The organism is Streptomyces sp. NBC_01351 (genome assembly GCF_036237315.1).
Classification (GTDB): domain Bacteria; phylum Actinomycetota; class Actinomycetes; order Streptomycetales; family Streptomycetaceae; genus Streptomyces.
The window spans coordinates 4985121-5010857 of record NZ_CP108356.1 but is presented as its reverse complement, the minus strand read 5'-3'; the positions used below and the strand labels follow the sequence as shown (position 1 = coordinate 5010857).

The following is a 25737-nucleotide window of genomic DNA, read 5'->3' as shown; positions in this document are numbered from 1 at the left end:
GCGGGCCGCGCGCCTGGCCTGCTGACCCGGGGCCCCTCTGGTCTCCTGGCCGGTATGGCGTACCTCCCCATGACCGCCCGCAGCCGCGACGAGGACCACCGCGCGGCCACCCCGCTGGAACTGTTCTTCGACCTCTGCTTCGTCGTCGCCATCGCGCAGGCCGGAGCCCGGCTGGTGCACGCGCTGGCGGAGGGCCATCCGGGGACGGGGGTGATCGGCTACTTCTTCGTCTTCTTCGGCGTGTGGTGGGCGTGGATGAACTTCACGTGGTTCGCCTCCGCCTACGACTGCGACGACGTCCCCTACCGGATCGCCACCCTCGTCCAGATCGCCGGCGTTCTCGTCTACGCGGCGGGGCTGAGCCGCGCCTTCGACGAGAACGACTGGACCGTCCCCGTCATCGGCTACGTCATCATGCGCGTCGCCCTGACCGCGCAGTGGCTGCGGGCCGCGGCCGGCGAGGAGGGCGCGGCCAGGACGGCGGCGCTGAAGTACGCGGCCGGGCTGGTGATCTGCCAGGTGGGCTGGGTGGCGCTGCTGTTCGCCCCGGACGGCGCGAAGCGCTGGCTGTTCCTGATCGTGGCCGCCGCGGAGCTGCTGGTCCCGGCGATCGCGGAGCGCGGGCACGAGACGCCGTGGCACGCGCACCACATCGTGGAGCGGTACGGCCTGTTCACGATCATCGTGCTGGGCGAGACGATCGCGGCGGCCACGGTGGCGGTCAAGTCGGCGCTCGACGAGCACGAGGCGCTGGACGTGCTGCTGCCGATCGCCGGCGGCGGGCTGCTGATCGTCTTCGCCGCGTGGTGGATCTACTTCGCGGTGCCGATGCACGAACATCTGACCTCCAACCGGGAGGCCATCCCGTGGGGCTACGGCCACCTGCTGATCTTCGCCTCCGGCGCGGCGATCGGGGCGGGCATCGAGGTGGCGGTGGAACACGCGGTGGGTGCGGCGCACATCTCCCAGACCGCCGCGAACGCCTCCGTCACCGTCCCGACCGCCCTCTTCCTCCTGATGGTCTGGCTCCTGCACTCCCGCCACTTCAAACGGGGCCCGGCCCAGCAACTGACCCTGCCGGTGTCGGCCCTGGTGGTGTTGGCCTGCACATGGACGGGTCCGTACGCCGTCCTGTACGCGGGCCTCGTCTGCGCGGCCACCGTCGCACTGGGCCTCACCCTGGCCACCCACACCGCCCGCTGACCCAGCGCCCCCTCCTGGGGCTCCGCCCCAGACCCCGCGCCTCAAACGCCGGCGAGGCTGGAATTGCCCTGCGGGCAGATGATTGCGTTGCGCGCACTTGCCGGCTGACGCCAGCCAAAATCCAGCCTCGCCGGCGTTTGAGGCGCGGGTCTGGGCGGAGCCCAGGGGGCCGCGCAGCGGCACCTCCAGCCCCTCCGGGGGGCTGGAGCGGAGCCCCCGGCAGCGGCGCCGCGCCGGACCGTCACTCCCGCGCCCCCGGCGGCGTTGGGCAGGCCATGACACTCCCCGCACAGCGAACCGGCCAAGCCCCCGGCAGGGAACTGGTCGAACCGGGCTTCTGGCAGGCGCCCCCCGCGCACCGCCTCGCCGCCTTCGCCCGGCTCCGGGCGATCGGCGCTCCGGTCTTCGTCCCCGAAGGGACCGGGCACTGGGCCCTCCTCCGGCACGCCCACGTGCAAGAGGCCAGCCGGCTCCCCAAGGTGTTCGCCAGCGCCCCCGGCGTGACCACCCCCGAGCCCGCCCGCTGGGTGCGCGCGCTGTTCGGGGACTCGATGGTCAATCTGGACGGCCCCGACCACGCCCAGCTCCGCAAGATCGTGCAGCGGGCCTTCACCCCCCGCCTGCTGGCGGCCGCCGAGGCGGACATCCACGCCGTTGCCACCCGCATCGTGGACGACGTACTGGACGCACGGCCGGACGAGTTCGTCTCCGCGGTGGCCTCCCGCCTGCCCCTGGAGGTCATCTGCAACATGATGGGCATCCCCGAGCACTACCGTCCCGAGATCGCCGACCGCGTCAACCACGCCTCCGAGAACATCGGCGTGGAACGCGGCCTGGCCTCCCGCCTGCGGATGCCCGGCCGCGGCCTGCGCGCCCTCGCGCGCATGCAGCGGATGGTGGCGGGCATCGGGCGGGAGCGCCGCAGGCATCCCACCGACGACCTGATCTCGGCGCTGGTCTGCGCGAACGTGGACGGCCAGGCCCTGGGAGCCCGCCAACTCGGGGCGTTCTTCTCCCTCTTGATGGTCGCCGGGGTGGAGACCACCCGCAACGCGATCACCCACGGGCTGACGCTGCTCACCGACCACCCGGACCAACGGGACCTGTTGCTCTCGGACTTCGAGAAGTACGCGGACGGCGCGGTCGAGGAGATGATCCGCCATTCGACGCCGATCATCCAGTTCCGCCGGACGGTCGTCACCGAACACACCATGGGAGGGCACCTGTTCCGCCCCGGCGACAAGGTGGTGCTGTACTACGCCTCCGCCAACCGCGACGAGGCGGTCTTCCCCGACCCGGACGCCTTCGACATCACCCGCTCGCCCAATCCGCACCTCGGCTTCGGCGGCGGCGGCCCGCACTTCTGCCTGGGCGCGCACCTGGCCCGGGTGGAGATGAGGGCCCTGTTCCACGAGCTGCTGACCCGGCCGGTGGGGCTGCGCGCGGTGGGCCTGCCCGATCTGGCGGGGTCGAACTTCGACAACCGGGTCCGCTCGCTCAAGTTCGCCTTCGAGCGGCCCTGAGCGGGCGGCGCGAGGGCAGGCCCCGAGGGCCCGGCCACCGGGCAGGCTGGGAGCCCGGCGGCCGGAGCGCAGTGCCGTACGGCGCCGCGCGGCGCGGTACGGCTGAGCGCGGCGCGGCTACTTCTGCAGGCGTCGCACCGCGAGGACGCAGTGGGCGCTGCCCGTGAGCACCGCCTCGTCGCCCGCGAACGCCTGCAGGGTCTCCGGGGCGACCGGCTCGCCGGGTACCGCCTCGGGCCAGGCCCGCGTGGCGAAGAGGAAGTACGCCTGCCCGCTCTCGTCCGCCGCGGCGACCCACTCGTCGGGGGCGGTGCACCGTGCGTTCATCCCGGGCAGGGTGAGCGCGATCTGGTTGCCCTCCAGCAGGATCTGCACCGGGAAGGTGGCCGGCTTGAGGGTGCCGTCCATGACGACGTCGCCGATCGGCAGACCGATCTCCTCCAGCAGCCCGCGGGCCGCCGCCTCGCCGGCCTCCCGGCCGCCCGGGCCGTCACCGAGGGTGTAGGCGAGGAGGTACGGGATGTCGTGCGCCTCGTCGGGATCGCCGATCCAGGCGAGCACGGAAAGGGTGCCGAGCTGGGTCCGGTCGATTTCGGCTTGAGTAGAAGTCATGCGCCGCACCCTAGTGGTCCGGCCACCGAGCCTTTCACGGCCTTTCACCCGGGCGGGCTAGACGGCCCAGAATCCCTCTCCGGAATTCGCCCGCATGTTCGCGTCCTGGTATTGGAGGCGGTCGATGCGCGCGTTTTCCGGGATTTCGAACACCACCCACCCCTCTGCCCGTTCACCGACCGCGAGGGAATCGAAGACGAGCGGTTTGCCGGTCGTCAGCTCGCCGGTGGGCACCACCCCGTGGCGCTGCCCCGCGCTGTCGTGCGCCCACATGCGTCCGAGCGCCCCGTACGAGTCCCCGCCGACGTTGACGAAGGACATCGAGGCGGCCACCCACCGCTTCCCGGGGGCCGGGGCGAAGTTCTTCTCCACGCCGATCGCCGGGTCCACGTACGCACCGAGCACCACCTGGAGGTGGCGACCCACCTGGCGGCCGCGCACCCGAAGGGAGTCACCCACATGGGCAACCTTCGCGCCGGTCCGCGCGGAGCCCTCCGCCGCGCCCGGAGCCCCGTCGTCCACCGGGACGGCGGGCACGGCGGCGGGGGCGAGCGCGGCGCGCTCGGGGACGCTGTCGCAGGCCGTGGTGGCGAGCAGGAGCAGTGGCAGCAGGGTGCCGGCGGCGAGGACGGGGAGCGGACGGGGGGACTGGCGCATTCGGGATCCCTTCGGGACGTATTCCGGCCAGTCTCACGCCCCCGAGCGGGCAATTGCACACACCGACACGAGTACGGGGAGCGAGTGGGCGCGCCCGGCTGCCAGCACAATTCGTTCCGGCGGATTCCCGCCCCTACGACCACCCGGAGGAACGCATGCGCATTCACGGCTCCCGTCTGGCCCTGGCGGCACTCTCGGCACTGGCGGCCACCGCCGTATTCACCACCCAGGCAGGTGCGACTTCTTTCGACCAGGGAATTTCCGTACAGCCGTACGGTCACATTTCCGAGGGCGACACGATCACTCTTTCCGGCACCTACCACTGCGAGGCGCCGTCACTCGTGGGGACGAGCCTGCAGATCGCGGCGGCCGTCGTCCAGGGCAACACCCGCCTGGCGTTCGGCGGCGGCGAGGCGCAGTGCGACGGCGCCGAGCACGAGTGGCACGCCACGGGCACGCTCCGCTTCACCCCGGACGTCCACCCGGGAGAGGCGCTGGCCGAGGTCCGGCTCAACGAGATCACGCTCTCCGGCCTGATGCCGAAGTCGATCGACACGGTCGCGGAGGAGACCCGCGAGATCCGGCTGATCGCCCGCTAGAGCACGCCCCGTCGCCCGTCGAGTGATCCGGTAGCCGCCGCTACCGGCACTCGGGCGCGACGTCCGTCATCGACATGAACGCCACCGCCTGGCACCCGTGCTCCGCGCGCGGCCGTCCCGTCGTCCAGTCCACGACCGTCGGCACCCCGGCAGCCAGCAGGAGCAGGGCGGCCACGATGCCCGTCACCGCGCCCTTGCTCAGCCCGCGCACGGCATGGTCCCGCGGAGCCGGTTCGGTACGAAAGCTGTCATAGCCCGCATCATCACCCCGACCCCGGCACCCCACAACTCGGCGTGACGGACCGGTCACCCCACGCTCCGGGGGCTGCCGTCCGCGTCGAACTCGCACCACACCGCCTTGCCGTCGCCCCGGGACTCGACGCCCCAGTGCGTGGCCAGCGCGTCCACCAGGAGCAGCCCGCGCCCGGTGGTGGCCGCCTCGCCCGGGGATCGCCGGCGCGGCCACACGCTGGAGCGGTCCTTGACCCACAGCCGGATCCGCCGGACCGGCTCCGGCAGCACCTCCATGGTCAGCACCGCCCCGCCGTCGGTGTGCAGGAGGGCGTTGACCAACAGTTCCCCCGCCGCCAGCTCCACGTCGTCGGCGAGTTCCGGCATGCCCCAGTCGCGCAGTGCCTGCCGCAGCGCGTACCGGGCCTCCGAGAGCCCCTCGGGATCCGCCTGGTGCACGTACTGGTGGATGCGCGGGGCCCGGTGGGTGCCCGGGTCGGGGGCGCGGCGCAGGACCAGCAGGGCCACGTCGTCCCCGGAGCCCCAGCGCTCCCAGAGCCGGTCGGAGAGGTGGTCGGCGAGCGCCCCGGCCCCCTGCGGGCCGCTGCGCACCGCGTGGGCGAGGGCCTCCATGCCCTGGGTGATGGCGGTCCCGGGCTCCTCGACGAGCCCGTCGGTGCACAGCACGAGCGTCTCGCCGGGGACCAGGTCGAGCCGGGTCTCGGGGAACTCCTCCTGCTCGAACACCGTGGCCAGCCCCAGTGGCAGACCGCCGCGCACGTTGGGCCAGCCGGTACGCCCGTCCGTGTGCCGGATCAGCGGGCCGAGGTGGCCCGCGCGGACGGCCCGTACGCCTCCGGTCTCCAGGTCCACCTGCGCGTACATGCAGGTCGCGAAGCGCTCGGTGTCCAGTTCGGCGAGGAAGCGCGAGGCCCGCGCCAGCACCGTGGACGGCGGGTGCCCCTCCCCCGCGTACGCCCTCAGCGCGATGCGGAGCTGGCCCATGATGGCGGCCGCGTGCGTGTCGTGGCCCTGTACGTCGCCCACGACGAGGCCGACGCGGTCGCGGGGCAGCGAGATCACGTCGTACCAGTCCCCGCCGACCTCTCGCCCGCTCCAGGCGGAGTGGTAGCGGACCGCGATCTCCCCGCCCGTGATCTCGGGGATCCGGCGCGGCAGCATGGCGGCCTGCAGGCCCGTGGCGAACTCCCGCTCCTGGTCGAACAGGAGCGCCCGCTGGAGCGACTGGGCCACGATGCCGGCCAGGCCGAGGCAGAGGTTGCGCTCCTCGGGGCTGAACTCGCTGCGCCGCCGGTAGAAGAGGACCAGCCCGCCGATGGCCTTGGCCTGCGCGATCAGCGGCAGGTAGGCGGCCGCGTCGTAGTGGATCCGGCCCAGGTACTCGGCGAGCAGCGGGAACTCGCCGCCGAGCTCGGTGAGAGAGGTGACGAAACGTGCCTTCCGGGAGAGCACCGCCTGCGACAGCGGGAGCGTGCCGTCCAGCCGGGTGAACTTGCGCTCGCTGAGGATCTCCAGTGATTCCCCGCTCAGCGCGATGATCTTGATGGAGGCGCCTTCGACGAGGCCGAGCGCCAGCCCGTCCGCGCCGAGCCGCTCCAGGGCGCCCGCCCCGGTCAGCGCGGCCGTCACGTCGTCGACGGTCACCGCCCGCGACAGGGCCTCCGTGGTCCGCTGCACGATCGTGGTCTGCTGGGCGCGCGCCGTCTCCAGTTTGCGCAGCAGGGTGGCGTGGGCCAGCTCCGGCGTGGCGTCCCGGACGATCCCCACGATCATGTACGGCCTGCCGTCCGGGTGCCTCAGCACCCGGCCCTGGGTGTGCGTCCACTGGTCGCTGCCGTCGCGCCGGTTCACCGTGAAGTACGAGCCGTAGGTGTCCCCGCCGCCGTCCAGGACCGAGATCACGCTCTCGTTGAGGCGGGCGGCGTCCTCGGCCGGGATCCGCAGCCCGAGCCCCTCCGGGGTGCCGTCGAACTCCTCCGGCGCCACGTCGAAGACGGCCAGGCCGGCCTCGTCGAGCACCATCGTCCCGGCGCCCAGGTCCCACTCGAAGCTGCCCATGCCGTTCAGCGCGAGCCGCTCGCCCGGCCCGGTCGCCGGGGGGCGCCCGTCGCGCCGCCGGTCCCGCTCGGGTCCGTCCTGCTGCGCCGCTGCCAAGACTCACACCACCTAACGGCCGGGCCAGCACGGCTGGGAGATGAGCCGCTCCCACTCCTCGTCAGGATGCCCCGGAAGCGTGCGCCCGGCCTCCCGCCAGCGGTTGACGAGGGTGAGGTAGATCGTGGCCTGGTCGGCGACGGCCCCCGGCTGGTAGGCGGACGGGTACGTGGATCCGTACCCGGATCCGGCCGGGGCCCGGTGCGGGGACGCGGCCGCGGATCCGGCCGGGGCCCGGGCAGGGTCGTGCCCGGCGGTCCTGGCCGCCGCCGGCTGTTCCCCGCGGCTGGCGGGGATCCGCACCCAGCCACGGCCCTGTGCTCGCTCCGCGCTCATCGCAGACCCCTCTCACCCGCAGTTCCGTCTCTCACCGCAGATACGTCCCCGGATGCCCGGTGGCGGCCCTGCGGGGCGCGATGGCTCTCGCGCCCGGCAAGAGACGCCCGGCGCCGAGACGCTTGCGGACTCCTCTCACCAGTCTCCCCGCCGTGAAGCCCGCACCGTGCACGAATCGCATGGAAGGGCCGAATGAGGGAGCAGTCAGCAGCCCCGCGAAGAACAGCCCCGGCCACGAGGACTCGAAACCGGGGCTGAGCTCCGGCGTCGCGGTCTCCCCTACGGTCGCCAGCGCGGCCCGCAGGCCCGCGTCGAGCAGCTCCAGCCGACCCAGGTCCGGGGCGAAACCGGTGGCGGCGATGACGTGCGCGGTGTCCAGGACCACCGATTCGCCGGACCTGGTGGTCAGCCCGAGCCTGGTCCGCCCGCCCACGGCCACCGCCCGGTGCAGTTCGTGCCCGAGCATGACGGGCACGCGCCGCTCGAAGCGCTCCCGCAGCCACCAGGCCCCGGCCGGGCCCAGCGCGGTCGCCGCGATCCGCTCCCTGGACTGCGCGGGCAGCCCGCGCACCGCCCAGGGCAGCTCCGACCACACCCAGCTGCGCCAGCCGGTGCCGAGCCCGCTGTGCGGATCGCGCAGGGCGCGCAGCGGGGGGCGGCTCAGGGGCTGCGGCACCGTGTTCCAGTTCAGCCGGGCGCGCCGGGCGACCAGGCACGGCCGGGCGCCCTGCTCGGCCAGCAGAGCGGCGGTCTCCAGCGCCGCCTGCCCGGCCCCGAGCACGGCGACCTCCTGGCCGGCGAAGCCGGCCAGGTCCCGGTGGCCGCTGCTGTGCGAGCAGTGGCCGGGCGGGAGGTCCCGCAGGGCCGGGGGGAGGTGGACGAAGGGCATCACACCGACCGCGACGGCCACCGTACGGGCGAGCAGCGGCGGCCCCTCGGCGGTGCGGACGCGGAAGCCGTCGCCCTGCGGGGTCACCTCCGTGACGGTCACCTCCTCCACCTCGGGCGCGGCGTGCCGGGCGAACCACATCCCGTACGAGCTGAACGTGCCGATCGGCAGCGGAGTGCCGTGTTCCGCACGCAGTCCGCGGGTGGCGCAGTAGTCGGCCAGGGTGTGCCGGCCGTCCGGCGCGGAGAGGTTGGACGACCAGGGCTCCGACTTCAGGTACATCCCGTCGGGCATGTGGTCGCGCCAGGAGGCCATGGGCCGCCCGAGCAGCCGTACGTCGAGCCCCGCGCCGGCCGCGTGGGCTGCGATCGACAGCCCGTACGGACCCGCGCCGACCACCACGAGATCACTCATCCGCGTCACGGCCACTCCTCCTGCTCGATGGGCACCGCCCCGGCCCGGTCCGCCGCGGCACCGGGGCCGGGCCCCGGGCCGGGGCCGGGCCCGCCCGGCATCGGCCGCAGCCGCTCCCGCGCGCCGCCGGCAGCGCGCGCCCGGCGGGCGAGCCCGGTCAACGTGTCACCAACTCGTCCGGCTCAGCCGACGCCCCCGGCGGGCCGGGTCGGGCGAGCTCCGCCGGCTCCGGCTGGTCCCGTCCCCGCTGGCGCGGCGCCCGGGCCGCCGCGAGCGCTGCCCGCCGGCCCTGCCCGGGCACGCCGCGCAGGGCTCGCACGCCCTTGCCGAATCCGCGCCCGAGGAAGGCCCCGGCCATCGCCACGAACGGCACCGGGTCGTCGGCGGCGAACCAGGCCGCCTCGACCCCCGCCCGCCGCACCTTCGGCACCACCCGCACCGGCCCGGCCGACCTGCCGGGGCCCCCGGGCGGGGTCGCGCCCGCCCTGCGGGCCACGCCCGGGCCGGGCAGATCCGGCCCCGCCGGCGTTGGGGGCGCGGGGTCCGGGGCGGAGCCCCGGGGGCCCTCGGCGCCGAGCCGGTCCGGCTTCCCCGGCACCGCGGCCGGACCCACCTCCAGCCCCACCACCGCTCGCGCCGCGGGCCCCACGGCAGGGGACGCCGCAGGCCCCACCGCAGGGGACGCCGCACGGCCCGCCGGGAGGCGCCCCGCGCCGCCACGGACGCCCCGGAGGGCCGCCAGCAGCGCGTAGTTCTCCGCGACGAACACCCGGCCGGGGCCGCCCACCGGCTCCGGCACCCGCTGGCCCGTCAGATCCAGGTACATCGCCTGTACGACGTCCAGCCCGGCCGCATCGACGAACAGCCGGAACTGCGCGCCCGGGCGCGGGTTGAAGTCCACGAGCCGGAAGACGCCCCGCTCGTCCCGCCGGAAGTCCAGGTCCAGGATCCCCTGGTAGCCGAGCCGTTCGGCGAGCCGCAGCCCCGCCTCCTCCACGGCCGGATCCGGCAGCCAGCGGCCGACCGCCGTCAGCCCCGTCCGCAGCGGCCAGGACAGCTCCTTGCGGCCCGACCCCGCGAGCAGCGGACGCCCGCCCCGGGCGAAGGCGCCGTGGAAGAACCAGTCGGTGTCCGGCCCGGCCGGAAGGAACCGCTGGAGCAGCAGCGCGCTCCCGGCCTCGGCGGAGCGTTCGTACAGCCGCGCCGCCTCGGCGGTGGTGCGTACGAGCGTGGTGCTCCGCAGCCCCTCTCCCCCGGCGGGCAGCAGCCACGGCCTGCTCCACTTGGCCACCAGCGGCAGGCCCAGCCGCCACGCGGCCCGCGCCGCCTCGGCCCCGCTCCGCGGCACCGCCGTCTCCGGGTGCGGGACGTCCCACCGCGCGCAGAGCCTCGCCAACTCGGCCTTGTCCGCGACCCGGGCGGGCAGGTTGTCGGGCTGATGGGGAATCCGGAACCGGCCGCCGAGCACCGGCGCGATCCGCGCCACGGCGATCGCGCTCAGATCGTCCATGGCGATGAGCACCGCCGGCCGCCCGATCCGCTCCGACACCCCGGTCAGGCACTCCAGCAGCGGCCCCGGCGCCTCCGGGTCCAGTCGGCCGGCCGGCCCGGGATGCACGGCGCGCAGGTACCGCGAACGCCCCATGGGACCTCCCCCGGCCTCGACGACTGCATGGACCTCCACGCCCTTGCGGCCAAGGGATCTGACGGCGCCAAGGGTTCCGTGGTGAAACGGATTCCGGTCGAGTCTGAGCACAACAGCGGGCACATGGCCGGCGAACTCGTACATGGCAGCGGTGTCTTTCACCTAGTCGGACCAAGCGGGTGGTGATGCGCAGATGCGAATGGCCTAGGTGGCCGTCACCGGACAGGCCATTCGTCAGATGTGATGCCTAACGTCTTTGGTAAGCACACCGATTCGGGAAAGCCCGGGAGACGCCATGCGCAGACCACGCCGCCGACTGGCGCGCACCTGTATCGGTACGGTCACGGCCGGACTGCTCGCCACCGGCGCCGCCGTCTCGGCGCCCGGGAAGGACTCGTCCGGCCACACCGACATCGCCATGGGCGCCTACCTCGACTACGGACCGCCCGGGGTGGCCCGGATCCCGTACCTGTCGAACTGGCTGGGCGGCAAGGAGATCCGGGTGGGTCACACCTACCTGCCCGGCGACCAGTGGGCGGGCATCGAGGGACGGGTCTCCTTCCTGGCCGACTGGGCCGCGTGGCGCCTGGCCCGGCCCGACCGGATGTTCGTGCTCAACGTCCCCATGCAGGAGCGCAACGAGGCCCGGGTGCCCGACGCCCAGGTCGCCCGGCTGATCAGGGCGGGCGCGCGCGGCGACCACGACCTGCACTTCCGCAGGCTCGCCGAGCGGCTGGTGTCGCTGGGCGTCCCGGACACGGTGATCGTGCTCGGCTGGGAGATGAACGGCGTCACCTACACCCACCGCTGCGGGCCGGACCCGGAGAACTGGAAGGCGTACTGGAAGCGCGCCGTCACCGCGATGCGCTCCGTTCCCGGCCAGCGGTTCAAGTTCGACTTCGCGCCGAACAGGGGTACGGACGCGATCGGCTGGACCCGGTGCTACCCCGGCGACGACGTGGTCGACATCATCGGCATGGATTCGTACGACCAGGCTCCCGGCCGGACCTTCGACGACCAGGTCACCCAGCCGTACGGGCTCCAGCAGCACGTTGACTTCGCAGAAGCACACGGCAAGGAGATCTCGTATCCGGAGTGGGGACTGTTCCGGCACGGGGACAATCCGGAGTACGTGCGGCGCATGCTGCAGTGGATCGAGCGGCACAAACCGCTCTACCACACCATCACCGACTACTGCCCGCACGGCGTGTGGCAGTGCAAGCAGAACCCCGAGTCGTCGAAGGCCTTCCGCGAGGCCCTGACCCCGGAGAAGCCCGGCCCGGTGATCCCGACCCCGGTCGTGCCGACGCCGGTGGTCCCGACCCCCGTCGTACCCACCCCGGTCGTCCCCACGCCCGTCGTCCCGACGCCGCAGGTGCCGACCCCGCAGGTCCCCACACCGCAGGTGCCGACCCCGCAGGTGCCGACGCCCGACGTCCCCAAGCCCTCCCCGGTGTCCCCGACGCCGGAGCCCACGCCCGAGGCCACCCCGAGCCCGGCCGGCCCGACCCCCGAGGCCACCCCCGAGGCCACACCGAGCCCGGTCGTCCCCACCCCGAAGCCCACGCTGCCGGTCAGCCCGAGCCCCCTCGTCCCGACACCGGAACCCAAGCCCGAACTCACGCCCGACCCCACACCGGCAGTCACGCCCGAACCCAAGCCGGAAGTCACGCCGGAACCCAAGCCAGAGGTCACTCCGAGCCCGACGCCCTCGCCCGTCGCGCCGAGCCCGCTCGTACCGAAGCCCGAGCCCACGCCGGCCGCCTCGGCCTCGCCGAAGCCCACGCCCGAGCCGCCCGCCCAGCCGACCAACAGCAAGCAGTGGTGCGTGCCGCTCAACTTCGGCGAGTGGCTCTCCAAGCTGGTCGGCAAGCAGTCCGTCTGCGTCAAGGTCGACTGGGGCAAGGACTCCGGCTACTGGCCCTTCTAGTCGGGTCATCTCACCCGCAGTTCGTTGAGCCGCGCCCGCCAGTCCCTGGCGGCCGGCAGCGCCTCCCGCAGCGCGTCCACCGCCCGCTCGCGCCCCGCCACCTGCGACTCGTGCAGTCGCAGCAGGGGCGCGAGCGCGGTCGTGGCCAGCAGGAACCTCTGGTTGACGACCCTCTCGGGCCTCCAGTGGTTCTTGTACGGCTCGTTGCCGCGCAGGAAGCTCACCACCGGGCGGCCGTCGGCCAGGGCGTGCCCGGAATCGTGGCGCAGCAGCAGCGTCGCCACGTCCACCTTCCGCGCCCGCAGGTCCGGGTCGGCCCCGTAGAGGTAGCCGCCGCTCAGCCCGGCCGACAGCAGCGTGACGTTGGCCGCCACCACCTTCCCGTCCAGGCGGAACTCCGTCAGCCGGGCCTCCCCCGTCCGCACCATCCGCCGGGTGGCCCGGGTCAGGTGCTCGGCGAAGCGCGGCTTCAGGTGTTCGGGAGTAACCCCGCGTCCGCGCCACTGCTTCTCGTGCAGCCGCAGCAAGTGCCGTACCGCACGCGGCACTTCCTGCTCGGTGGCCTCGTGGTCCTCGATCCCGGCCGCGTCGGTCTTGCGCAGCTTGGCCCGGACCCGCTGGGCGCCGGAGGCCGGCATCCGCTTGACCAGCTCGTCGATGGGCAGCGCGGGCAGTTCCATGCAGGTGGAGTCGGTGAGCCTGGCGCCGGTCCCGGGCCAGTGCTTGTACAGCTGCTCGACCGCGGCCCCGGGGCGGACCTCCCGCAGGTCGACGACCGCGCCCCGGGCAGCCCGGTGCAGCCCGTGGGCCAGAACCGGGACGACCTGGTCGGCGTACTCGGCGGCCACGAGCACGTCGAAGTAGTCGCTGATGGGACCGCCGAGCGGCACCAGCAGCGGCAGCGGCCGGTGGACGAGCATCAGCGCGGCCGCGCCGACCAGTTCCTCGCCGCGCCGCACGAGGACGAGCCGCAGCCGGCCGTCCTTCCCGTACGACAGCCACCAGGAGTGCAGCCAGGCGTGGGTCTGGAAGGGGGTGGCGGTGGGGCAGGCGCGGACGAGCCGGTTCCACGGCTCCTCCAGCACGGCGAACTGCCGGGGGTCGCGGCACAGGGTCACCGTCAAGGGCTGTCCTGCGGAGCCCTGGGTCATCGCACGGACTCCTTCTCCTTGGTCTCGGCGTGCTCACCCTGCGCGGGAAGCGAGGGGTACTCCTCGACGACCGGCTGTGGTTCCCCTTCCGCGTCCTTGCGGCGGCCGGGCCGGGCGAGCAGCCACAGCCCGCCGAGCAGACCTCCGGCGCACAGCCCGACGGCGCCGCTGATGGCGGCGGACGGGGAGGCGGGGTCGGTCGGGGCCACGGCCTGGTTGAAGAGGAGCAGCTGCACACCGGTGTTCTTGGCGGCCTGGTTGCTGCTCAGCGAGAGCGCGTCGGCGACGGCGTTCGCGATGTCGGCGGCCTCGGAGGGGCTCTTCGAGGTACCGGTGATGGCGATCATCGGGGACTCGGGGGAGGTCTCGGCCCGCACCTGGGTCCGCAGCTTCCGGACGGCGATGCCGGCGCGGGGCTGAGCGTAGGCGAGGGTGGAGCTGCTGGTGGCGATACGGGCGTACGCCTGCGCGAAGCCGAGGGCGGTGGCGGGCTCGGTGGTGTCGTCCGGGACGGCGACGACGTAGCTGGTGGCGGCGTACTCGGGCGCCTTGAGCACCCCGTACGCCCCGCCCGCGGCCAGCCCCAGCACCGCGCAGACGGGCAGCGGCCACCAGGCGGGCGGCCGTGGCCGCCGAAGGCGGCGTCGCTCGGAGCGGTGGCGGTCGGACTTCTTCTGATCAACGGTGTCTGCCATGAGCGTGCGCTCGCTTCCTGTATCGAGGGAAGTTCCCATGGGCCCTGCCGGGCCCCCTGCGGAGAGCTGCCGGGGAACGGTCAACCGCTGCCGGCCTGTTCGGGGGCCGCCGCCGGCCCTGCCTCCGGGTCGGGCCCGGGCGGCGTGGTCGCGCCGGCCTCCGGCCCGGCGCCTCCGGCGCCGACCGGCACCGGGGCCGCGCCCTGGCTGAGAGTCGGCGTGCACGCCGTTGCGGGTTCCGGCTGCCGCACCCCGATGCCCGGGTCCCCCGGGCGCAGGCCCGCCCCCACCGGCGCCCGCACCACGAGCCCGGGCCCGCCCACCTCCAGTCCCACCGGCGCTTGAGGCGCCGGGTCCGGGGCAGCGCCCCGGGGGCCCCCGGGGCCGAGCCGGTCCGGCTTCCCCAGCGCCGCGGCCGGACCCACCTGCAGCCCCGCCACCGCCTGCGCCGCGAGACCCGGGCCAGGCACATCCAGCCCCACCGGCGCTTGAGGCGCGGGGTCCGGGGCAGCGCCCCGGGAGGGCCCGGCGCCGAGCCGGTCCGGCGCCACGCCGCCCACCCCCGGCCCGCCGGGGCCCGGGGCGGCGCCCCGGGGGGCCGCCGTGCCGAGGGCCAGGTCGTACACGTCGAGGAGTTGCCGCGCGCTGCGGGCGATGTCGTAGCGGCGGACCACCGGCGGCGGCGGCAGCCGCTTGGCGCCCGCCTCCATGTGCCCCCGGAGCGCCGCGACGAGCTCCTCCGTGCCGGTGCCGATCCGCCGCGCCCCGGGGGCCTGCGCGGCCGGCAGGTCGTCGATGGCCGGGCAGGTCACGTGGAGGACGGGGAGCCCGGCGGCGAGCGCCTCGACGACCGCCAGCCCGAACGCCTCCTCCCGCGAAGGGGAAACGAAGACGTCCATGGCGGCGAGCAGCGCGGGGATCCCCGGCGTGCGACCGTCCGCGCTGTCGCCCAGCGGGTCCCGCTCCCCCAGCAGGTGGATCCGGCTCTGCGCGCCGAGCTCCGCCGCCAGCCGGCGCAACGCGGCCCGCTCCGGCCCGTCCCCCGCCAGCAGCAGGTGCGCCCCCGGCAGCGCCGCCACCGCCCGTACCAGTACGTCGAACCGCTTGCCCGGCACCAGCCGCCCGACCCCGCCGACCACGAAGGCCCGTTCCGGCAGCCCGGTCCGGGCCCGCGTCCCGCGCCGCACGCCCTCCTCGAAGCGGAAGCGGACGGCCTCGATCCCGTTCGGGACCACGTGCACCCGCGCGGCCGGCACCCCCCACGCCTCCAGCCGGGCGGCGACCGTGTCGGACACCGCGACCGTCGCCGCGCCCAGCCGCTCACTCGCCAGGTACAGCGCCCGCACCCCGGCCGTCAGCGGCCGCCCCTCGATCTCCCCTTCTCCGAGGGAGTGTTCGGTGGCCACGGTCGCCCCGACGCCCGCGAGCCGCGCCGCGAGGCGCCCGTACACGCAGGCCCGGTAGAGGTGGGTGTGCACGAGGTCGTACCGGCCGCGCCGGACGAACCGCACCAGCTTCGGCAGCGCCCCAAGGTCCCGGTTGCCGTGCATGCCCAGGTGCACGACCCGGACCCCGTCGGCGCGCAGCCCCTCGGCCACCGGCCCCGGGTTGGTCAGCGTCAGGACGTCGCACCGCATCGGCATGTGCCGCAGCAGCAGCCGCAGTTGCTGCTCGGCACCGCCGACACCGAGTCCCGTGATGATGTGCAGGGCCTTCACGGCAGGACCACCCTCCGGAGCCCCCGCACCTGGTGCCGCAGCTGCTTCACGCGCAGCCGCGCCCCGCCGTCGGCCTGGCTGACGTGGGTCCGCGGCAGCGCGTGCCGGCCGGCGAGCCGCCCGGGGTCGATGGCGCAGGCGTACCCGTACCCGGCGGCCCGGGTCGCCTCGACGACCCGCTCGTCGAGGTGCCCGTACGGGTAGCAGAAGCCCTCCGGCAGCGTCCCGGTCAGCTCGCGCAGCAGGTCGCGGCTGCCCCGCAGCTCCTGCTGGAGCACGTCGTCGGCGGCCGCGGTGAGGTCCTGGTGGAGCAGCCCGTGCGAGCCGATCTCCTGCCCGGACGCGGCGACTTCGCGGATGCCCTCGGCGGTGAGCAGGGACTTGCGCGGCCCCAGCGGGTCCCACACGTTGTCCACGCCGAGCCGCCCCGGCAGCACGAAGAGGGTGGCGGTGCAGTCGTACCGGCGCAGCAGCGGCAGCGCCTGGGTCAGGAAGTCGGTGTAGCCGTCGTCGAAGGTCAGCCCGACCAGGCCGGCGCCGCGCCCCGCCGCGCGGGCCCGCAGCAGTTCGCCGACGGACACCCCGCGCAGGCCCCGGGAGCGCAGCCACAGCAGCTGGGCCTCCAGCGCACGGGGCGTCACGGTGATCCCGTACGGGTCCTCGGCGGGGTCGGTGAACTCGGCGACCGAGTGGTACATCAGGACCCACGGCGAGGCGGTCCGGCGGGCGGGGTCCACCACGGCGGCGGGTGCCGTGTCGGTGTCAGCGGACATTTTTGCGGAACCTCTGCGTGAGCTGGGAGATCTGACCGGGCAGGGCGGTGACTTCGAGGGCGCGTATGGCCGTGCCGGTGGCCCCGAACATGGCCGGGATCAGCAGGCAGCCCAGCGCGGCGCTGAGCAGCGGGTCCGGGATCATGGGCCCGGCGATCCAGCCGGTGGCGCAGGCCGCTACGGCGGCGACGCCGAGCCGTCCGATGCTGACGGCGACCCGGCGGACCTGGATGGCGATGATGCGGGAGCCGAGGCCGGTGAGCAGCAGCACGGCGGTCGTGGTGATGCCGGCCGCGTTGGCGGCGGCGATGCCGTAGGTGCCCCACCAGCGGACGGCGAAGGCTCCGGCCACGATGTTGACGAGGAGCCCGGCGCCCATCGCGAGCGCCGGGAACCAGGTGGGCCGGGCGGTCGAGAAGAAGGGCCGGGACAGCGCCCCGACGAGGCAGTGGCCGAGGAGGCCGAGCCCGTACACCCGCATGACGGAGGCCGTGGCGAGGGTGTCCTGATGGGTGAAGGCGCCCCGCTCGAACAGCACTTGGATGATCTGGGGCGCGTATCCGATGACGAGCGCGCTGCCCATGAGCACGGCGAGCGAGGCCAGCGCCAGGTCCTGTTCGACACGGCGCCGGGCCTTCTCCCGCTCCCCGCCGGCCATGGCCTGGGCGACGACGGGGAAGGTGACGGTGCAGATCATCAGCGACAGCACCATCGGCATCTGCGCGACCTTCTGCGCGTAGTTCAGGTGCGAGATCGCCCCGGGCGGCAGGGACGCGGCCAGGAACCTCTCGACCAGCACCTGGGACTGCCGGAAGACGGCGAAGAAGATCACGGGTGCGATGAGCCCGAAGGCGATGAGGGTGGGCCTGTCGCGGTCGCGCTGGCTGCGGGCCGCGCCCTTGGCCCGGGGCGGGCCGAAGCCGACGTGCCGGATGAAGGCGGGCAGTTGGACGAGCGCCATCAGCAGCCCGCCGACGGCAACTCCGGCCGCGGCGGCGCGGACCCCCCACAGGGCGTGGAGGGCGACCATCGTCCCGATGATGCCGATGTTGTACGAGACGTAGATCGCGGCGGGCGGTACGAAGGAGCGGTGCGCGCGCAGCGCCGCGCTGAAGTATCCGGCGATGCCGAAGGAGACCACCGTCAGGGCGGTCAGCCGGGTGCATTGGACGGCCAGTCCGGGATCGGGCAGGCCGGGTGCGAGCACGGCGACGACGGCCGGAGCGGCGACGACGAGCACGGTCGCGACGACGGCCAGCAGCAGCACGAGCCTCGGCAGGGTCGCCCCCACGAGCAGCCGTACGGGATCCTGCGCGCGGGCCTCCTTGCGCGAGAGGCCTGCCCGGGAGGCGGCCCGCCGGGCGAGGGCGTGGCTGAACGCGGGCACCATCAGCAGCGCCATGGCGTCCTCGATGAGCAGCGTCGAGGCCATCTCCGGCACGGTCCAGGCGATCAGGAAGGCGTCGCTGTCGTGGCCGGCTCCGAAGAGGTGCGCGATGGTCTGGTCCCGCACCAGCCCGAACACCGCCCCGGCGGCGGTCAGCCCGGCGGTGACGGCGGCGGCCTTCGCCAGGAACCCTCCCAGCGCGGGGCTCCCGCCGGGGGTGGCGGGGGGTTCACCGGCGGGCCCGGGCCGGCTCCCGCCGGGGGGCGCGACCGTGCGGCGGGCGCAGCCGAGACGCCCCCGGGTTCGCACCGGCGCGGCCGAGCCGCCGCCCCCGAGGTCCTGCCCCTCGCCCGGCCCCGGCCCGAGGTGAGCGCCCGCCGCGACGCGCACGGGGTCCCCGTCCGGGTACCCGGCGGCCCCCGGCTCCGCCGAGCCGGCCACGAACCCGGCATCGGACCCCGCGGGCACCCGACCCGAGCCCGCCGCCCCGGAGCCATCAACCGACCGCGGCAGCCTCCCCGTCACGAACCCGGGGTCCGGCACCGCAGGCACCCGACCCGAGCCCGCCGCCCCGGAGCCGTCGACCGACCGCGGCAGCCCCCCGGTCACGAACCCGGGGTCCGGCACCGCGGGAACGCGACCGGCATCAGACCGACCGGAAACCGGCCTGCCCGCGCCATCGGCGGAACGCGGCAGCCCCCCTGTCACGAACCCCGGGTCCGGCACGGCCGAGATCCGGGGCGGGGCCGGGGTGCCCGGGACGTGGGTGGGGCCCGCCCCGGCCGGGGGGCCGGGGGCGGGCCGCCAGGGCGTGGTGTCCGTCACGGGCCGTCCGCACCCGGAACGGCGCGCATTCCGGCCGGAAGGCCGGAGCCCCCGCCCGCGGCAGCGACCGCACCGCCGCGCGAGCGGCCACCCGGACCCGCCGCGTCAGGAGCCCCGCCGGTGCCAGAACCGGAACCCCCGCCGGAGGCGGACCCCGCACCGCCGCGTGGGCGGCCGCCCGGGGCCGCGGCCCCGGCGGCCGTAGCCCGCTGCCCTCCGCCGGGGGCTGACCCGGCGACCGTGCCCGGGGTGGGCCCTGTGACCCCACCGAATGCGGCACCCGCCGGGGAGGCCGCGCCCAGCGAACCGGTGGCTGCCCCCCGGGAGGGCAGAGGCAGGGCCCACCAGGCGGCCAGGCCGATGATCACGCCGGTCAGGACCGTGGACGGCCCGCCGATGTCCGCGTACAGGAAGTCGGTCAGCTGCCACACGAGCAGGCCGAGCGCGATCAGCCCGCAGTCCTGGATCCCCCTGCCCCCGCCGAACCCACCGGAGGCGAGCCGCCTCAGCCCCGCCACCAGGAGCACCGCCCAGCCGCCCACCAGCGCGGCCAGGCCGATCAGCCCCTGCTCGCTCAGGATCAGCAGGTACTGGTTGTGCGGCGAGAGCAGCGGCTGGCGGAGGTAGCCCTGGCCCGCACCCGCGGTGTCGCTGCCGGAGGACAGTCCCAGCGAGGCGTGCCCGTCCCGGTGGGCCGGGAAGCCCTTCAGCCCGACCCCCACCGCAGGCCGCTCGCGCCACATCGACTCGGCCGCGGCCCACATCGTGTAGCGGTCGGTCACCGACTGGTCGGGCGCGCTCGACACCTGGGTGATGGAGGTCAGCCGCTCGGCGACCATGTCGGAGCCGACCCCGAGACCGCCCACCAGGACCACCCCGGCCGCACACAGCGCGACCAGCACCTTCAGGGCACGCCGGATCCCGGCCAGGACCATGACCAGCAGCGCCGCCCCCGCCGTCGCGATCCACGCGCCCCGGCTGAACGACAGCACCAGCGGCAGGACCAGCAGCAGGGCGCAGCCCCCGGCGATCCGCCGTACCCGCGGCGGCAGTCCCGGCGCGAGCGCCATCGCGGTCGCCACGATCAGCCCGTACGCCACCACCGTGGCCATGCCCATGACGTCACCGGGGCCGAAGGTGCCCACGGCGCGGATGTCCTCGCCCTGGTACGAGGCCCCGGTGTGGGTCGCGTACTGCACGACCCCCACCGCGCCCTGCACCAGCGCCAGCACCACGAAGCATCCGGCGGCCAGCCGGAACTCCCCCGCGTCGCGCACCAGCAGCACCAACGCCGCCGGGACCAGGACGAAGACCTGCAGGTAGCGCACGAAGCCGGGCAGGGCCGTGTACGGATCCCCCGCGGTCATCGTCGCCACCGCGAGCCCGACCCCCGGCGCCCCGAGCACGAGCACGCCCAGCGGGCGGAGCTCCCGCACCCGGCCGCGCAGCGCCTGGACCCCGCAGACGAAGACCAGCAGCAGCGAGGCCGCGTCGGCCGGGCCGACCTTCCCGGAGGCGGTCGCGTCCCCCGCCGGGAGCGGGGCGAGCAGGAACAGTACGGTCGCCGCGAGCGGCAGCAACGGCCAGTGCCGCCGCAGCAGGCCCGGCAGGTCGGGCCGTTCACCCCTCGGGGAGAGGGATACGGCAAGGCTCATCAGCTGCCCCCCAGCCGGAAGCGGAAGAAGGAGGCCGCGGTGCGGGCGAGGATCCACAGGTCCTGCCACAGCGACCAGGTGTCGATGTAGTGGTTGTCGAAGCGGGCCCGGTCCTCGATGGAGGTGTCCCCGCGCAGGCCGTTGATCTGGGCGAGGCCCGTGATGCCGACGGGCATCCGGTGCCGGGCCTCGTAGCCGGGGTGGACCGTGGCGAACTTGGCGACGAAGAAGGGCCGTTCGGGGCGCGGGCCGACCAGGCTCATGTCACCCCGTACGACGTTCCACAGCTGCGGCAGCTCGTCCAGCGAGGACTTGCGCAGGAAGGAGCCGACCGCGCTCATCCTGCGGTCCCCCGCGACCGTCCAGCGGGTGGCGGCCTCGTGCTCGTCGGCGCGCAGGGTACGGAACTTCAGCAGGGTGAAGGGCCGCCCGTACAGGCCGACCCGCTCCTGCCGGAAGATCACCCCCGGCCCGTCCCAGATCCGCACGGCGAGCGCGCAGGCGCCCATCACGGGTGCGGCTGCGACCAGCGCGACCAGCGCGAGCACCGCGTCGATGCCCCGCTTCGCCCAGCGCTCCAACGGCCGTGCCGGGCGCGGCAGCAGCGGCTGCACGGCGTACCCCCACAGCTGGTCGGCGGGGTACGCCACCCGCATGCCGGTGACCTTGGCGGTACCGGCCGGGTCGGCGAGCCAGAGCCGGCAGCCGTGGTCGTGGAAGAGCCGGACCAGCGAGGCGGTGCGCTCGTCGGCCTCCGGCGGGCGGGTGAACACCGCGTGCCGAACGGAGTTCTGGATGACCGCGCGCCGGACGTCCTCGTGGGTGGCGAGCACCGGCAGCGCCCCGGCGTCCCCTTCGGCGGCGCCCGCCGGGTCGGCGAGCCCGACCGGGCGCAGCCCGAACTCGGGTCGGCCGTGCAGGGCGGCGGCCACCGCGCCCGCCCCGGCGCCGGGTCCGACGACGAGGGCGGAGGCGGGCCTGCGTACGGCCGTACGGCGCCGGAACTGGTTGACGAACCCGCGTCCCGCGCACGTCAGTACGACCTGAAGGCAGACGGCGGTCAGCAGCACGCTCCAGCCCAGGGCCCGGCCCGGGTCCACGGCGGCGGCGACCGCCCCGGCCGTGCACCACAGGACGGCGGACCGCCCTGCCAGCGCGGGCAGTTCGAGCAGCGCGGAAGGCGCGAGCCGCGGCCGGTACAGCCCGGCCTGCGCGTGCAGGGCCGCGAGCGCGAAGGGGGACAGTGCCACGAGCGGCAGGGCCGCCCCGGCCGGCAGTGCCGTTGCGGGCAGGGCCGTCACGGTCAGTACGGCGGCCAGCGCGTCGGCGGTGAGCAGCGGGAGCACCAGCCCGCTGCGGCGGATCCGCTGCGGGCGCACGGCGGGCCGGGCCCGGTCGGCCTTGGGCCCGCGCGGGGGGTGGATGGCGGTCGCGGCACGGCGTACGGCAGTGGTGCCGGCGGGCCCCGTGCCGGCCTGCCCGGTGTGCCGCCGCGCGGGTGCGCTGTCCATCGTCATCGGCTGATGCGCTCCTGGTTCAAGGGCCGGGGCCGGCCCAGCAGTTCGTGGTACAGACCGGTGACCGCGTCCGTGGTCCGCCGCACGTCGAAGTCGGTCCGGGCGTGCTGCCGTGCCTGCTCGCCGAGTTCGGCGAGCAGCCGCGGTTCGGCGAGCAGCCCTCCCAGGGCCTTGGCCAGCGCCGTCGGGTCCTCCGGCGGTACCAGGCACAGGCGTCCCTGGCCGGGCGGCAGGCTTTCGCGGGCACCGCTGACGTCGGAGACCAGGACCGGCCGGCCACAGGCCATGGCTTCGAGCGGGGCGAGCGCCATGCCTTCCCACCGCGACGGCAGTACAACGAGATCGGCGGCCCGAAGCCACGGCCGGATGTCCGCGGCGGCTCCCGCGAAGAGCACGCTCGTGCCGCCGGACTGCGCTGCCGTGCGGCGCAGCCGTTCGGTGTCGGGGCCGTCGCCGACGAGCGCGAGACGGGCCCCGGGGACGGTGCCCAGCAGCTCCGGCCAGGCGCGCAGCAGGACGTCCTGCCCCTTCTGCTGGCAGAGCCGGCCCACGCAGACGGCGAGGGGGCCGTCGCCCCGGAAGGCGGCGGGCAGCGGCAGTTCGGCGCGGGCCAGGGCCTTGTCGTGGTCGGGGTCCGGTGAGCCGGGGCGGAAGTGGTCCAGGTCGACGCCGTTGCGGATCACCGCCCAGTGGGCGGTGATGCCCTCGGTCTCGCCCGCGCGGCGTTCCGCCTGGCTGACGCAGAGCACCCGGTCGGCCCAGCGGGCCCCGTACCTCTCCCAGCGCAGCGCGAGGGCGGCGGTGGCCCCGCCGACGGCGTCGAAGGACCAGGCGTGGGGCTGGAAGACGGTGGGTACGGCGCCGCGCGCCGCGAGCCGCCCGGCCAGTCCCGCCTTGGCGCTGTGGGCGTGCAGCAGGTCGGGCCGGACGCGGCCCAGCAGCCGCCGGGCGCCGAGCAGTTCGGCGGGCAGCCCGGGGCCGGGGGCCCGCCCGGCGCGCCAGGTGAGCACCTCGGCCCCGGCATCCCGGGCGCCGTCGGCGAGGACGCCGCCGCGCGGGCAGCCGACGACGGTGCGCAGGCCTTCGGCGGTCTGGGCGCGGACCAGGTCGATGACGACCCTCGCCACGCCGCCGTCGACGGGCTGGACGAGGTGGAGGACGGTCGTGGGCCGTGCGGCCCGTGGCTGTGTGGGCACGTGGAGTGCTCCTACGTTCAGCGGCGCGCATCTGTCTGAACGAAGAGCACACCGAGGAAATGACCCTGACTTTCGCCCGTGAACCTGAAGTTCAGGCTGCGGGCGCCACCGGACAGGGCGGGACTCAGGTCGAACACGTCCGCGTCATATCCGAGATTGTTAATATGTTCGGGCTGTCGCACGAACGAGTGATCCTGATCCCCGAATTCCGTGACCGTGGAATTCATAACATCATTAAAAGGATTTTCCGCATCGCCGATGATCACCCGTCGTCCGCTGTCGGACGTCACGGTGAGTGAATCCCCGAGGACCCCGCGGTCCCCGTCGTAGCCGACCAGCCCGACCTTCCCCGCGGCCCCGGCCGGCGCCGTCAGGCCCTCGACCTCGACGATCCCGTCGCCGGCCCGGGCGGCCAGCACCTCGAAGCCGTCCCACAGCGAGATCCGGCGCACCGGCTCCTTCGGATGCTCGTAGGCGACCACCAGCGTCCAGCCGCCCCAGGCACCCACCTCGGAGTGCCCCATGGCGACGTTCAGCTGGGAGACCGTCCACATCCCGGCCCCGCCCTTGCGCACCAGCGGGGTCACGTCGGCGGAGGCCTGGTAGGCGTCGCTCCCCGCGTCCGTCCGGTGGCCGATCACCGTGTCGGCGAGGACCTCCTTGTAGGCCCCGCCCGGCTCGGCGACCAGCACGCGGCCGTTGTCCTGCGGCGGCTTCTGCTCGCCGACCCGCAGGTTCCCGCCCCAGTAGAGCCGGGCGTACGAGACCTTCGCGCCCTGCGGCACCTTGAGCTCGGCGCGGGTGGAGTTGTAGGTGTCCGGGTCGGAGTCGACCTCGCTGTAGAACATCTCGAAGTCGCCGTTGACCCCCGCCGCCCCCCGCTTGACGTCGGCACACGGCTCGGCCTCCGGGGACTCCTCCTTGCGGCAGCCGATGGCGGAGTTGGAGGCCCGGACCAGCCCGCCGTGCAGCACGGCCTGGTAACGCTCGGTGAAGGTGACGCGGGGCTGCTCTCTCGGCGAAGGAGCATTCGAAGCGGACGGCGCGGCACCCGCGACTGGAACGTGCACGGAAAGCGTGAGGCAGGACAGCAGACCGAGTGTGCCGAGGATTCTGCGGGAGGAACCCATGACCCTGTCTCCATTTTCGATCTACGGGACAAAACAGGAGTGCACTTTGTCAGAAATCGGGCTGGAAATCACGTCGGACTCGCTCGTACGGCCTTTCGGGCGATAGTGCGCACCCTCCGGACCGGCGGGTCGTTATGCGTTGCACCATTGTTCGAACCGAAAGGAATTACGGAGATGAAGAAGAGGCTGGTACGCGGCACCACCATGGCCGTCGCGAGCGCCGCCATGCTGATGGGCGGCGCGGGCCTCGCCTCCGCGCACGGCGGGGACGGCGCGACGGCGAACGGCTTCACGGGCGAGTCCCCCGGCGTCCTGAGCGGCAACCTGCTCCAGGTCCCGGTCCACGTTCCGATCAACGCCTGCGGCAACACCGTGAACGTGATCGGCCTGCTGAACCCGGCGTTCGGCAACACCTGCGTGAACGCCTGACCGTCAACCGTGCCGCCCGAAACGGATGCATCCGAGTGAAGCCACGCAACCCAAACCAGGGCCGGGCCGTTGTTCCGGGTGCTCCACTACCGGGCAATCCTGCAAAAAAGGGACGACAATGATCAAGAAGATGATGGCCTCGGCCGCGGTTGCCGCCTCGGTCGTGGGCATGGGTGCGGCCATGGCGCCGCAGGCGATGGCGGTCGGCAACGACAACGGCATCAACACCGTGAACGGCAACGGCGCCTCGCAGATCTACGGCAACCAGGCCACCTACGGCAACATGAGCCCGCAGATGGCACTGATCCAGGGCTCCTTCAACAAGCCCTGCATCGCCCTGCCCGCGAAGGCCAACGTGCAGTCCGTGCTGGCCCTGGTCAACGTCGGCGTCCAGGACATCCCCGTCCTGTCCAGCCCGCAGAACCAGCAGTGCACCGAGAACTCCACCCAGGCCAAGGGTGACGAGGCCCTCTCGCACATCCTCAGCAACATCCCGGTGCTCTCCGGCAACGCCTCCGCCGGCAGCTGACCGAGCCCCGCGCCTGCGAGGCCGCCGCACCTTCGGGTCGCGGCGGCCTCGCCGCTTGTGAACCCCCGTAAAACATCTTCACAAATCCACCGGAGAACCGGAACCGGAATTCGAGCAGGGCATCGGAGTGAATAGCCGGGCCGTCGCCGAAAACATGTGGTTTCTTTTACTCCGACCGCTCGTTGTTAATTCTGCAGTGGATACGCCTCTGCGGGAAGGATCGAAAACAAATGACGTACAAGAAGGCAGTGGTGCTGGCCGCCGGCGCTCTGATGGCCGCCGGTGCCGCCTCCCCCGCCATGGCCGACGCGGGCGCCGACGGCAAGGCCGTGGGCTCCCCCGGCGTGCTCTCCGGCAACCTGCTCCAGGTCCCCGTGCACGTCCCGGTCAACGTCTGCGGCAACACCGTCAACGTGATCGCGCTGCTGAACCCGGCGTTCGGCAACACCTGCGTCAACGCCTGACGAAGCTCTTGTGCCCGCAAGGGCAACCTCCTCGGGGTGGCCTCGGAGTGCACG

At 74.2% G+C, this 25737-nt stretch carries 22 protein-coding genes and 2 pseudogenes; 7 read left to right on the top strand and 17 right to left on the bottom strand.

What is annotated here, in order from left to right; translation table 11 throughout:
* Nucleotides 1-54: 54 nt before the first annotated feature.
* Entirely contained in the window at nt 55-1203 is a 1149-nt protein-coding gene (locus OG625_RS23180; RefSeq protein ID WP_329384396.1) for a low temperature requirement protein A, read from the top strand.
* Nucleotides 1204-1478: 275 nt separating this feature from the next.
* On the top strand, nt 1479-2726 hold the full coding sequence (locus tag OG625_RS23175) for a cytochrome P450 (RefSeq protein ID WP_329384393.1): 1248 nt from the start codon (nt 1479-1481) through the stop codon (nt 2724-2726).
* 117 nt (nt 2727-2843) lie between these two features.
* Here the strand turns inward: OG625_RS23175 and OG625_RS23170 are convergent, their stop codons facing one another.
* On the bottom strand, nt 2844-3338 hold the full coding sequence (locus OG625_RS23170; RefSeq protein ID WP_329384390.1) for a DUF5949 family protein: 495 nt from the start codon (nt 3336-3338) through the stop codon (nt 2844-2846).
* A gap of 57 nt (nt 3339-3395) precedes the next feature.
* Nucleotides 3396-3995 carry a hypothetical protein gene (locus OG625_RS23165; protein WP_329384388.1) on the bottom strand — a complete coding sequence of 200 codons (600 nt, stop codon included), beginning with the start codon at nt 3993-3995 and terminating at the stop codon, nt 3396-3398.
* A gap of 155 nt (nt 3996-4150) precedes the next feature.
* Here OG625_RS23165 and OG625_RS23160 point away from each other — a divergent pair, with 155 nt between their 5' ends.
* Complete coding sequence (locus OG625_RS23160) at nt 4151-4594, top strand: DUF6299 family protein (RefSeq protein WP_329384385.1); 444 nt, start codon at nt 4151-4153, stop codon at nt 4592-4594.
* A gap of 40 nt (nt 4595-4634) precedes the next feature.
* Here the strand turns inward: OG625_RS23160 and OG625_RS23155 are convergent, their stop codons facing one another.
* The 6 genes from OG625_RS23155 to OG625_RS23130 form a co-directional block, all read right to left on the bottom strand.
* Complete coding sequence (locus OG625_RS23155; protein ID WP_329384383.1) at nt 4635-4805, bottom strand: hypothetical protein; 171 nt, start codon at nt 4803-4805, stop codon at nt 4635-4637.
* Nucleotides 4806-4900: 95 nt separating this feature from the next.
* Nucleotides 4901-7000 (bottom strand): SpoIIE family protein phosphatase, encoded by a 2100-nt coding sequence (locus OG625_RS23150; RefSeq protein WP_443067750.1) that lies wholly within the window; start codon nt 6998-7000, stop codon nt 4901-4903.
* Between the two features lie 12 nt (nt 7001-7012).
* Nucleotides 7013-7336 (bottom strand): hypothetical protein, encoded by a 324-nt coding sequence (locus tag OG625_RS23145; RefSeq protein WP_329384380.1) that lies wholly within the window; start codon nt 7334-7336, stop codon nt 7013-7015.
* Nucleotides 7337-7367: 31 nt separating this feature from the next.
* Nucleotides 7368-8639, bottom strand: coding sequence for an NAD(P)-binding domain-containing protein (locus tag OG625_RS23140; RefSeq protein ID WP_329390867.1), 1272 nt, complete (start codon nt 8637-8639; stop codon nt 7368-7370).
* Nucleotides 8640-8644: 5 nt separating this feature from the next.
* Nucleotides 8645-8800, bottom strand: coding sequence for a hypothetical protein (locus OG625_RS23135; protein ID WP_329384376.1), 156 nt, complete (start codon nt 8798-8800; stop codon nt 8645-8647).
* Complete coding sequence (locus OG625_RS23130; RefSeq protein WP_329384373.1) at nt 8797-10284, bottom strand: carboxylate--amine ligase; 1488 nt, start codon at nt 10282-10284, stop codon at nt 8797-8799. The genes OG625_RS23135 and OG625_RS23130 overlap by 4 nt, the downstream gene beginning before the upstream one ends.
* Nucleotides 10285-10579: 295 nt before the next feature.
* Between OG625_RS23130 and OG625_RS23125 the strand changes: the two genes are divergently transcribed.
* Nucleotides 10580-12214 carry a glycosyl hydrolase gene (locus tag OG625_RS23125; RefSeq protein WP_329384370.1) on the top strand — a complete coding sequence of 545 codons (1635 nt, stop codon included), beginning with the start codon at nt 10580-10582 and terminating at the stop codon, nt 12212-12214.
* Between the two features lie 5 nt (nt 12215-12219).
* Here the strand turns inward: OG625_RS23125 and OG625_RS23120 are convergent, their stop codons facing one another.
* From OG625_RS23120 to OG625_RS23080, 9 genes and pseudogenes are all read right to left on the bottom strand, one after another.
* The gene (locus tag OG625_RS23120) at nt 12220-13365 is read right to left on the bottom strand and encodes a GNAT family N-acetyltransferase (protein WP_329384366.1); all 1146 of its coding nucleotides are present in this window, start codon (nt 13363-13365) and stop codon (nt 12220-12222) included.
* On the bottom strand, nt 13362-14060 hold the full coding sequence (locus OG625_RS23115) for a lipopolysaccharide biosynthesis protein (protein ID WP_329384362.1): 699 nt from the start codon (nt 14058-14060) through the stop codon (nt 13362-13364). The genes OG625_RS23120 and OG625_RS23115 overlap by 4 nt, the downstream gene beginning before the upstream one ends.
* A gap of 581 nt (nt 14061-14641) precedes the next feature.
* A pseudogene (locus OG625_RS23110) lies at nt 14642-15778 on the bottom strand (glycosyltransferase); the annotation flags it as partial.
* The gene (locus OG625_RS23105; RefSeq protein ID WP_329384359.1) at nt 15775-16551 is read right to left on the bottom strand and encodes a polysaccharide deacetylase family protein; all 777 of its coding nucleotides are present in this window, start codon (nt 16549-16551) and stop codon (nt 15775-15777) included. The pseudogene OG625_RS23110 and the gene OG625_RS23105, both read right to left, overlap by 4 nt.
* On the bottom strand, nt 16541-18379 hold the full coding sequence (gene murJ, locus OG625_RS23100; RefSeq protein WP_329384356.1) for a murein biosynthesis integral membrane protein MurJ: 1839 nt from the start codon (nt 18377-18379) through the stop codon (nt 16541-16543). The genes OG625_RS23105 and murJ overlap by 11 nt, the downstream gene beginning before the upstream one ends.
* Nucleotides 18380-19080: 701 nt before the next feature.
* Nucleotides 19081-20418 (bottom strand): annotated as a pseudogene (locus OG625_RS23095) (O-antigen ligase family protein); the annotation flags it as partial.
* Nucleotides 20418-21935 carry an exopolysaccharide biosynthesis polyprenyl glycosylphosphotransferase gene (locus tag OG625_RS23090; RefSeq protein ID WP_443067749.1) on the bottom strand — a complete coding sequence of 506 codons (1518 nt, stop codon included), beginning with the start codon at nt 21933-21935 and terminating at the stop codon, nt 20418-20420. The pseudogene OG625_RS23095 and the gene OG625_RS23090, both read right to left, overlap by 1 nt.
* Entirely contained in the window at nt 21932-23131 is a 1200-nt protein-coding gene (locus tag OG625_RS23085) for a glycosyltransferase (protein WP_329384353.1), read from the bottom strand. The genes OG625_RS23090 and OG625_RS23085 overlap by 4 nt, the downstream gene beginning before the upstream one ends.
* A gap of 17 nt (nt 23132-23148) precedes the next feature.
* Complete coding sequence (locus OG625_RS23080) at nt 23149-24261, bottom strand: DUF3344 domain-containing protein (protein ID WP_329384350.1); 1113 nt, start codon at nt 24259-24261, stop codon at nt 23149-23151.
* Nucleotides 24262-24435: 174 nt separating this feature from the next.
* On the opposite strand from OG625_RS23080, the gene OG625_RS23075 reads away from it, so the two are divergent.
* The 3 genes from OG625_RS23075 (at nt 24436) to OG625_RS23065 (ending at nt 25683) form a co-directional block, all read left to right on the top strand.
* Nucleotides 24436-24690, top strand: coding sequence for a chaplin (locus OG625_RS23075; protein WP_329384347.1), 255 nt, complete (start codon nt 24436-24438; stop codon nt 24688-24690).
* Nucleotides 24691-24808: 118 nt separating this feature from the next.
* Nucleotides 24809-25219, top strand: a complete 411-nt coding sequence (locus tag OG625_RS23070; RefSeq protein ID WP_329384344.1) for a rodlin — start codon at nt 24809-24811, stop codon at nt 25217-25219.
* Between the two features lie 230 nt (nt 25220-25449).
* Nucleotides 25450-25683 (top strand): chaplin, encoded by a 234-nt coding sequence (locus OG625_RS23065; RefSeq protein WP_329384341.1) that lies wholly within the window; start codon nt 25450-25452, stop codon nt 25681-25683.
* Nucleotides 25684-25737 lie beyond the last annotated feature (54 nt).